Raw genomic sequence first — 407 nt, 5'->3', positions numbered from 1 at the left:
CCGCCGACGGGCCCCGGCGGCGGGAACGGCCGTCCTCAGTCGTCGTCGCCGAGCACCGGCTCGGGCAGGGTGCCGGCGTTGTGCTCCATCAGCCGCCAGCCCTTGGCGCCCTCGCCGAGGACGGACCAGCAGCAGTTGCTGAGGCCGCCCAGGCTCTCCCAGCTGCGCGGGTCGAGGCCGAGCAGCCGGCCGATGGTGGTGCGGATGGTCCCGCCGTGGCTGACGACCACGAGCGTGCCGTCCTCCGGGAGCTTCTCGGCATGCCGCAGCACCACGGGGGCGGCGCGGTCGGCGACCTCGGTCTCCAGTTCGCCGCCGCCGCGGCGGACCGGCTCGCCGCGCTTCCACGCGGCGTACTCCTCGCCGTGGCGGGCGATGATCTCGTCGTGCGTCAGGCCCTGCCAGAC

General features: G+C 75.7%; 1 protein-coding gene. It reads right to left on the bottom strand.

Annotated features, from left to right (window positions below; genetic code table 11):
• Window positions 1-35: 35 nt before the first annotated feature.
• A partial coding sequence (locus LPA54_RS40625; protein ID WP_228985449.1) for a histidine phosphatase family protein occupies window positions 36-407 on the bottom strand: 372 nt, incomplete at its 5' end.

The organism is Streptomyces sp. DH12 (assembly GCF_020873895.1).
Lineage (GTDB): Bacteria > Actinomycetota > Actinomycetes > Streptomycetales > Streptomycetaceae > Streptomyces.
This window is presented reverse-complemented; position numbering and strand designations above follow the sequence as displayed.